Origin of the sequence: Sediminibacterium salmoneum NBRC 103935, from assembly GCF_000511175.1 — a bacterium.
GTDB classification, from domain to species: domain Bacteria; phylum Bacteroidota; class Bacteroidia; order Chitinophagales; family Chitinophagaceae; genus Sediminibacterium; species Sediminibacterium salmoneum.
Genome location: NZ_KI866530.1, coordinates 2,750,638 through 2,759,742, shown reverse-complemented (window position 1 = coordinate 2,759,742; position 9,105 = coordinate 2,750,638). Strand labels below are relative to the sequence as shown.

Sequence of the window (9,105 nt, the reverse complement as noted above, 5' to 3'; positions counted from 1 at the left end):
TAAAAAAGCGGCAATGCTGGCTTTTGCTATGGATCTTGACAATATCATATGCACAACGATGGTTCTGGTGTGGAAAAATATCCTTAAACGGAGGCAAAAATATGATACGATTGTGACAATTACGCAATAGGCACAGAATTTTTTTAGCCTTATCCCACTTAATTTTCAATGAGTTCAACAAAATACTGTTGGGAATTGTCATGAAATGAACTTTTTAAAGCACTTTTGCACGCATGCTACATCGGTTAAAAAACAAATGGCAGGTAAGCTGGTTTCAGTTCACCTTAATTTTCAGCACTTTCGCTTTGGGCGGAAGTATGTGCGGATACCTAGGCAGATTACTGCTTTCGTACGCAAACCTGGAGAGAAACCTGCTCTATTTTGTAATTTACGTAGTTGTAGTAACCGTTTTGTGGCCTTTCTGTGTGCTGCTAATCAGCATTCCATTCGGACAATTTTCATTTTTCAAGCGCTACCTGGGCAGAATCAAAGACAAAATGGTGAATAAAAGAAAGTAGTCATGATTAAACTGGCCATTTTTGCTTCCGGAGCAGGCTCCAACGCTGCTAAAATAATCGAGCACTTTAAAAATAGTTCAACAGTTGTAATTGACCTGATTGTTTGTAATAAAAAAGAAGCAGGAGTTTGGGGGATTGCAGCCGCCAATCAAATTGACACCCTGTACATTAACCGGGAAAGCTTTATAGTATCGGATACCTGCGTAAAAGAGCTACAAGCCAGAAGCATTGATTTTATTGTGCTGGCGGGGTTTTTATGGAAGGTGCCGGAATCTTTAATTAACGCATATCCAGGCAAAATCATCAATATTCATCCGGCATTATTGCCCAAATACGGGGGGAAAGGCATGTACGGCATGCATGTTCACGAAGCAGTGATTGCCGCAGGTGAAAAAGAGTCGGGTATTACCATTCATTATGTAGATGCCCATTACGACGAGGGAGACATTATTTTTCAGGCCAAATGCACTATTGAACCCACCGATACACCAGCCAGCTTAGCCGCTAAAATTCATGTATTGGAACATGCGCATTTCCCAGTAGTAATAGAAAATCTTTTGAAAGAATTGAAATAAAAATTTACTGGCAGACCAATGTTTTTTTCTCCCCACGATAAATTTTTAATCTATTGAAATTTTCTTTTCCATATAAACCACTTCGGGTAAGGGATTGTGGTAATACGCGGTAGTAATTTCAAAACCATGCTTTAGGTATAATTGTATCGCAGGCTGTAATCTTTCCAGCGTGTCCAGCTTCATTTTTGCATAGCCCAATCGCTTGGCTTCTTTCAGAATGGCCGCCACCAATGCATCTCCTATTTTGAACTTTCTGAATGCAGGTTGTACATAGAGTCGCTTCATTTCGCAAACACCCTCTTCCGGCAAGGGTTGCAGGGCAACACAACCAACAGGCTTTTCATCATAATAAGCAATGAGTAATGATCCTGCCGGAGGTCCGTACTTTTTAAGCGGGTCTTTTAGTTCTACATCAAAACTTTGAAAACAAAGATCAACGGCTAGTTCATCGGAATACTCCTTAAACAAATGCCGGGCTGTTTCCAGTCCGGCACTCTCTGTTGTAATATGTTGAATCGTAAGCATGACTAACCAGGAATACGGGAAATGTATTTTTCCACTTCTTTAATCTGATCCACTACTTGCTTGGTAGTGGGCTTACAGGCTTTTGCCTTTCTGAAATAATCTTTAGCAGCTCTGAACTCTCTCTTGTTCATAAAAATCTGACACATGCTGATATAAGCAACTGCTTCGCTTTCCTTATCCGCAATTCCAGCTCTGATAGCGGCTCTGATATAGCTTTCACCTTGTTTTAAATCGCCTCTCTGCATACACATCATACCCAACTGAAGCTTATTGGCACCTTCTGCTTCCGGCATGGGAGCACCCAGTTCAGAACTCTTCTTCAGGTGCTTTTCAGCACTGTCAAAGTCTTGTTTCATCATAGCCATATTGCCCTTAATGGTATAATAAGTAGAACGAACAGGCTTGTAAAGCAAGTTAGGATACCACACAGAATCCAGAATTCTTTCTACTTCATCCATATCTCCTCTTTCCATTGGCTCCTGAATCAAACGCAATGGCCCAATAAAGAAATGGCTGGCCAATCCAATCACCCCTACAAAATACAAAATGAAAGCAGGCCAGAAACCGCTGGAAATATTAACGCCAACAGCCGCCACAAGGGCCAGCAAACTCAGCCAAAAACGATACTTAATAATGGTATTATAGAATTTCATGCGCTTAATTTGGGGGGCAAAGATAAGCGGAATTCATGAGCAGTCAATAAGCAGACAGAATCGCTTGGGAAGTTTCGGCTTGCGGCTTACCTTCAGCAAAACATTTTTATGGTTAAATACATGCTTGCCCTTGTATGCCTGATGGTAACAATTCATTCAGGCGCACAGATAACACCAGCACCCTTGGTGAAGGAAGGTCAGGGACCTTATACCCAACTGATTCTTCGTTCAGCCATGGTGATAAACGGAACCGGTTCTCCCGCTTATGGACCAGTAGATATTATTATAGAAAATAACCGCATTGTGCGCATTGCCAATGTAGGTAATCCTGGCATGCCCATTGATCCTAAGTCAAGACCAGCACTAAAAGCTGGCGGTAAAGAAATTGACTGTAGTGGCAAATATGTATTGCCTGGATTAATTGATATGCACGGACATATCGGAGGAAAAGCACAGGGCACACCGGCTGAATATGTATTTAAATTATGGATGGCACATGGTATAACTACCATTCGCGATCCTTCAGCAGGCAATGGTTTGGAATGGGTATTAGATCATAAAAAGAAAAGTGCAGCCAATACCATTACAGCACCCAGAATCTTTGCCTACACAGCATTTGGACAGGGAAGTAAAACACCTATTGTAAACGCTGAACAAGCCAGGGCATGGGTAAATGAAAATGCAGCAAAAGGAGCAGATGGCATTAAATTTTTTGGAGCATCGCCGGAAGTAATGGATGCTGCCATCAGAGAAAACAAAAGACTGGGATTAAGAAGCACTGCGCATCATGCACAGCTGGATGTAGCCAGATGGAATGTGGTACAATCTGCAAAAGCAGGCATGACCAGTATGGAACACTGGTATGGTTTGCCGGAAGCCATGCTTGAAAACGGAACCCTACAGAATTATCCTGCAGATTATAATTACAACAATGAGCAGCATCGTTTTGAAGAAGCAGGTAAACTCTGGAAGCAGGCAGCAGCTCCTTATTCAGAGAAATGGAATAAAGTGATGAATGATTTGATTGCAGCAGATTTTACCCTGGACCCGACCATGAATATTTATGAAGCCAACAGAGATTTAATGCGTGCCAGAAGAGCAGAATGGCATGAAGACTATACCCTACCCGCTTTATGGAAGTTCTACGAACCCAGCAGGGTATCACATGGATCTTACTGGCATAACTGGGGCACAGAGCAAGAGACAGAATGGAAACACAATTACAAACTCTGGATGACTTTTATTAATGAATATAAAAACAGAGGCGGTCGTGTAACAGCAGGGTCCGACAATGGATTCATTTATCAGTTATACGGTTTTGGATTTGTACGTGAATTAGAGTTGTTACGCGAAGCGGGATTTCATCCGCTGGAAGTGATACGCGCTGCCACCATGCACGCATCTCAGGCATTGGGCATGGAAAAGGAAATCGGAACCATTGAACCAGGCAAGCTGGCTGACCTCTGCGTGGTGGATGGTAATCCATTAAAGAATTTGCAATATTTCTACGGCACAGGAGCAATAGAGTTGAGTGACCAAAATGAAATCATTCGTAAAGGTGGAGTTGCCTACACCATTAAAGAAGGCATTGTATACGACGCTAAAAAATTACTGGCCGATGTGAAGCAAATGGTAGACGAAGAGAAAAAGAAAACCGGATGGCAATTAAAGCAACCCGGAATAAAATAAAAATCATTTAATTTCGCGCCGATTCCAGCGCTGCAATACGCGCATAATGAATCAGGGTCCCGTAGTTCAATGGATAGAATAGGAGTTTCCTAAACTCTAGATCCAAGTTCGATTCTTGGCGAGACCACAAACCCCCGCAGCGAAAGCTGCGGTCTTTAATTTGAAGCAGCGGCGAACGCTTGCGTTCGTGAGCTGATGAAAATGAAAGACCAGGCTACCGCAGGTAGCCGTAAGGGGTTTGAGTAAGTTCAATACGGGAAGAAGTCGGTCGCAGACCGACAATCTTGGCATTTGAAAAAAGACAATCTTGGCTTGTGACTTATTTATCAATTCTGGCTCACTTACTTAGGTATTATAATACTTCTTTTAATTTACCGCCTAGCAATACTGGTTTATTTTAATATGAATTTATTCAAGCCTAATTTGTCAACGCAATGTAAAATAATGGAGTTATTTGTCATTCAGTTGTCACTTAATGAATCTTGACAATTATCTCAAAAGCTACAGGATACTTTTGTTGAAATTGCTCAAATAGGATGGAAAAGTTTCTTGTGGCTGGAGTCAATTACAAAAAAACTATCGTTAATGTACGCAGTAGATTTTCAATTAGTCATGAAACTATCAAAGAAATTTATGCGCACTTTAAACGTGAGGGCCGAAGCAATATTATAATACTTTCAACCTGTAATCGCACAGAAATTTATGGATACGAATTAAGTGAAAAGGAGGCTATAAATATATTTCAAAAATACACATCTGCAGATGATATTGATATTGAAGCTCATGTAATTATCAGAAAAGGGCGCGAAGGAATAAAACATTTATTTAAAGTATCATCTGGTCTAGAATCTCAGATTATAGGTGATTACGAAATTGCAGGACAGCTCCGCTCCTCTTTTAAAATTGCGAATGAATCGGGTATGACAACCGGTATTTTTCAAAAAATATTTGAAACTTCTCTACAGGTAGGTAAAACAGTTAGAACACAAACGAATATTTCTGATGGAACAACATCAACCTCTTACGCAGTCATACAAAAATTGAAAAAATGTGAATTCAACCTTTTAAAAATATGTCTCATTGGTTGGGGTAAAATAGGAATAACTACATTTAGAAACATTCGTCAACATCTTCCTGAAGCAGAACTCTCAATTGTAAATAGATCGGTAGACAAATTATTGTCGCTAAATAATTCACAAATTGAAATCTATTCACTCAATCATATTGAACAAGCACTAAGCCATATTGATATAGTAATTGTTGCAACAGCTGCAGAAGATTATTTAATAAAAGCATCAATGATTGCAAATACATCGGTAAAAATAATCTTTGATCTTTCAGTTCCATCTAATATATCTCCTGATGTGTATGAATTAGAAGGTTTATCCTTGTACAATGTGGATGATTTATCAATAGAAATTAATCAGAATTTAGAAAGAAGAACCAAAGAAATCCCAATTGCCGTTAAAATAATCGATACTCATATTGAACAGCTGTATTCTTGGCAGGAAAGAAAAAAAGCAAGAAGTATCTACGCATGAAAACTATTAGAATAGGGACACGTACTAGTCCATTAGCAATGTGGCAGGCCAATGCAGTCAAAGATGCATTGTTGAGCAAAGGCTATAGGGCTTTATGTATAGGTATTGAAAGTTCTGGAGATTTAGACTTGAAAACTCCGCTTTATGCAATGGGTATAGCAGGCGTTTTTACTAAAGAATTAGACACTGCACTCTTGAATGATAAAATTGATATTGCTGTACATTCACTAAAAGACGTTCCTACTCTGCTTGCTTCTGGCCTTTCTCTTAGTGCTGTTTTACCTAGAGGATCTTTCGAGGATGTGATTGTAACTAAATATGCTGTTGACTTTATTGAGAAAGGATTGACCATTGCCTCAAGTAGTATCAGAAGAAAATCACAGTGGCTTGAACGATTTCCTACACATCAAATTGTTCCTGTTAGGGGAAATATCCAAACCCGCTTGAATAAATTAAATGATCAAAAAGAATTATCAGGAATGATTTTCGCAAAAGCAGGTCTTGAGCGATTGGGATTATTAAATGAAAATACAACCACTTTAGATTGGATGCTGCCTGCCCCCGCTCAGGGGATTATTGGAGTCTTTTGCAGATCAAATGATACAACAATTCAAGATATCTGTCAAAAAATCAATCATTATCAAACTTTTGTAGCTGCCTTAATAGAAAGAGAGTTTATGTATACTCTCCAAGGAGGTTGCTCTGTACCTGTAAGTTGTTTAACCAGATTTGAAGACAATAATATATTGATAGAAGGTGCTATACATAGCATAGATGGGACAAAATCATATAGAAGTAAAAAAAGATTAACCAATGATCAAATAATAGGGGCTGGTGCTTCTTTTGCGAATGATATGCTGGCAATACCAGGTGCCACTTTATTGATGGAAGAAATTAGAAAGAAATGATGGTATTGAGTACAAAGCAATTAAACATGGATATCAAGAGAAAGGCCAAAGAAGAATTTGGCTTTAACTTGGTTTGTAAATCATTTACTAAAATTAAAAAAACGATTTTGTTTGTACACCCTTCACGCTAGAATCATATGATAGCTATGCTTTTACAAGTGCAAATGCTGTTCAATACTTTCTTGAAAATATTGATAAAAAATTATTAGCCGAAAAAAACATTTTTGCTTTACAGGGTGCAACACGAGATGAACTTTTGCTTTGCAATTTAGTACCAAGAATTACTGCCCCAAATGTAAATGAATTGGGTAAATTAATTAAGCTGAACAAAGCAGTTTTAAATATTCAAAAAATTCTTCACCCAATTGGGAATCTTACGCTGCCCGATTTAAGATATGTAGTTACAGGTTCAGGAATGTCTTATCAAGATCTTACTGTCTATCAAACCGAATTAAATCCAATACCGGTAGATGCTATTCCATTTGAAGCAATTCTATTTTTTAGCCCCAGTGCAATTGACAGTTTCTCCGTCGCAAATAGATTTTCTTCAGAAAGAATATATATATGCATTGGCAATACAACTTTTACGCGCCTTCAATACTATACGGATACCTATAATGCAGTGATTGCGAAAAATCCAACGCCTGAAGCCATGTTAATGGCCTTATATAAAAAAATGAAATATGATAAAAAATAACCTGTTATTAAGTGCTTTAAAAGGAAATGTGGTAGAGCGCCCCCCGGTATGGATGATGCGTCAAGCCGGAAGATATCTACCAGAGTATATTGCACTAAGAAAAAAATATGATTTTTTCACTCGTGTACAGACACCTGAATTAGCTGCCGAAATTACAGTTCAGCCTATTGACATAATTGGAACAGATGCTGCCATATTATTTTCAGATATTTTGGTTGTTCCACAAGCAATGGGCTTAGAAGTGCAAATGGTAGAAACAAAGGGGCCAATACTACCAAAAACAATATCAAATTCGGCTGATCTTGCAGCTTTAATTGTAAATGAAGCAGCAGAAAGTCTTTCTTATGTTTATGAAGCAATCAAGGTTACAAAACAAAAGTTAGACAATCGAGTACCATTAATTGGATTTGCCGGAGCTCCATTTACCATTCTTTGTTATATGGTAGAAGGAAAGGGTTCAAAATCTTTTGATAAAGCAAAACAATTCTGCTTCTCCCAGCCAGAATTGGCACATGACCTGTTAACAAGAATAACGGAGGTTACCATTCAATATTTGAGAAATCAAATTAAAGCAGGGGTTGATTGTGTACAGATTTTTGATAGTTGGAGCGGACTACTTTCTCCAAATGATTTTAAAGAATTTGCTCAGCCTTATTTACTTAAAATAGCAAATGCACTTAGAGGGGAATCACCTGTTATTCTTTTTCCGAAAGGGAGTTGGTATGCGTTAGAAGATTTATCTGATTTAAATATAGCTGCTTTAGGCATAGACTGGACAATCCATCCAGCATTAGCGCGAAGTCTAACACATAACAAAGTTACACTACAAGGAAATTTTGATCCCAACCATTTGCTAAAACCGATTAGTGAAATTGAAAAAGAAGTAAAACAAATGATAGATGCATTTGGGAAAGACAGATATATCGTGAATCTGGGTCATGGCATATTACCCAATGTGCCAGTTGAACATGCAAAAGCTTTTGTACAGGCTGTTAAATCTTACAAATAAAAAAGGTAGAAATTATGATCCATCGCCCAAGAATACTTCGCGCATCTGCTTCAATACGAAAAATTGTTCAGGAGACAATTTTACAACCGCAAAATTTAATTGCTCCGCTTTTTATTGTTGAAGGTGAAAATATTGAAGAAGAAATTCCATCTCTTCCAGGTTATTATCGGCGAAGCTTAGACAAAACATTGGAGGAGGTATTTGTTTTATTCAATTTAGGAATACGATCTATTCTAATATTCATAAAATGTCCTGATGAAAGAAAAGATAATGAAGGAAAAGAAGCCCTACGTGCTGAGGGATTAATGCAAACGGCCATAAGAGCAATTAGAAAACATATCCCGGAAATGATTATCATGACAGATATTGCTTTAGACCCCTATTCCATGTATGGTCATGATGGAATAGTGAAAGACCAGGAAATTGATAATGATACAACCATTAAAATATTGGCAAAAATGGCAGTTAGTCATGCTCAAGCAGGAGCTCATTTTGTTGCTCCCAGTGATATGATGGATGGTAGAATTGCTGCGCTTCGTCAGTCGCTAGAAAATGCAGGATTTCATAATACAGGTATCATGAGTTATAGTGCAAAATATGCTTCCTGTTTTTATGGTCCATTTAGGGATGCACTTGATTCAACTCCTGGATTTGGTGATAAAAAAACATATCAGATGGATCCGGCCAATAGAAAAGAAGCCATTAAAGAGGTTCTTTTAGATGTTCACGAAGGTGCTGATATTGTTATGGTTAAGCCTGCTCTGTCTTATCTGGATATTATTCGAGAAGTAAAAAATGCCACTAATATTCCGGTAAGCGCTTATCATGTGAGTGGTGAATATGCAATGATTAAAGCGGCTGCTCAAAAAGGCTGGCTGAATGAAGATCAAGCTATAATGGAAACTACTTTAAGCATAAAAAGAGCAGGTGCAGACCTAATAGCCTCCTATTTCTCTAAAGATATTATTCGCATTTTAAATAATCTATAAA

9 protein-coding genes, 1 tRNA gene and 1 pseudogene are annotated in these 9,105 nt (G+C 38.2%); 9 read left to right on the top strand and 2 right to left on the bottom strand.

Features of this window, described 5'->3' with window-relative positions:
• Positions 1 to 233: 233 nt before the first annotated feature.
• Together P767_RS0112840 and purN are read left to right on the top strand one after the other, a co-directional pair.
• Entirely contained in the window at positions 234 to 518 is a 285-nt protein-coding gene (locus P767_RS0112840) for a hypothetical protein (protein WP_026764842.1), read from the top strand.
• A 2-nt stretch (positions 519 to 520) separates the two neighbouring features.
• Complete coding sequence (gene purN, locus P767_RS0112835; protein WP_026764841.1) at positions 521 to 1,093, top strand: phosphoribosylglycinamide formyltransferase; 573 nt, start codon at positions 521 to 523, stop codon at positions 1,091 to 1,093.
• Between the two features lie 45 nt (positions 1,094 to 1,138).
• On the opposite strand, the gene P767_RS0112830 is transcribed toward purN, so the two are convergent.
• The gene (locus P767_RS0112830) at positions 1,139 to 1,618 is read right to left on the bottom strand and encodes a GNAT family N-acetyltransferase (RefSeq protein ID WP_026764840.1); all 480 of its coding nucleotides are present in this window, start codon (positions 1,616 to 1,618) and stop codon (positions 1,139 to 1,141) included.
• A 2-nt stretch (positions 1,619 to 1,620) separates the two neighbouring features.
• Positions 1,621 to 2,271: a tetratricopeptide repeat protein gene (locus P767_RS0112825; RefSeq protein WP_026764839.1), complete on the bottom strand. Its 651-nt coding sequence runs from the start codon at positions 2,269 to 2,271 to the stop codon at positions 1,621 to 1,623.
• A gap of 108 nt (positions 2,272 to 2,379) precedes the next feature.
• On the opposite strand from P767_RS0112825, the gene P767_RS0112820 reads away from it, so the two are divergent.
• The 7 genes and pseudogenes from P767_RS0112820 to hemB all read left to right on the top strand — a co-directional run bounded on the left by P767_RS0112820 (position 2,380) and on the right by hemB (position 9,104).
• A complete protein-coding gene (locus tag P767_RS0112820; RefSeq protein ID WP_026764838.1) occupies positions 2,380 to 3,960 on the top strand; it encodes an amidohydrolase family protein in 1,581 nt (526 codons plus the stop codon).
• Between the two features lie 55 nt (positions 3,961 to 4,015).
• Positions 4,016 to 4,087, top strand: a tRNA-Arg gene (locus tag P767_RS0112815).
• Between the two features lie 409 nt (positions 4,088 to 4,496).
• Positions 4,497 to 5,501 (top strand): glutamyl-tRNA reductase, encoded by a 1,005-nt coding sequence (hemA, locus tag P767_RS0112810; RefSeq protein ID WP_026764837.1) that lies wholly within the window; start codon positions 4,497 to 4,499, stop codon positions 5,499 to 5,501.
• Complete coding sequence (gene hemC / locus P767_RS0112805) at positions 5,498 to 6,409, top strand: hydroxymethylbilane synthase (protein ID WP_026764836.1); 912 nt, start codon at positions 5,498 to 5,500, stop codon at positions 6,407 to 6,409. Before hemA ends, hemC begins: the two co-directional genes overlap by 4 nt.
• A gap of 139 nt (positions 6,410 to 6,548) precedes the next feature.
• Positions 6,549 to 7,106: pseudogene (locus P767_RS0112795) on the top strand (uroporphyrinogen-III synthase); the annotation flags it as partial.
• Positions 7,093 to 8,115, top strand: a complete 1,023-nt coding sequence (gene hemE, locus P767_RS0112790) for a uroporphyrinogen decarboxylase (protein WP_026764834.1) — start codon at positions 7,093 to 7,095, stop codon at positions 8,113 to 8,115. The pseudogene P767_RS0112795 and the gene hemE, both read left to right, overlap by 14 nt.
• Positions 8,116 to 8,129: 14 nt before the next feature.
• Entirely contained in the window at positions 8,130 to 9,104 is a 975-nt protein-coding gene (gene hemB, locus P767_RS0112785; protein WP_026764833.1) for a porphobilinogen synthase, read from the top strand.
• The last annotated feature ends 1 nt before the right edge of the window (position 9,105 follow it).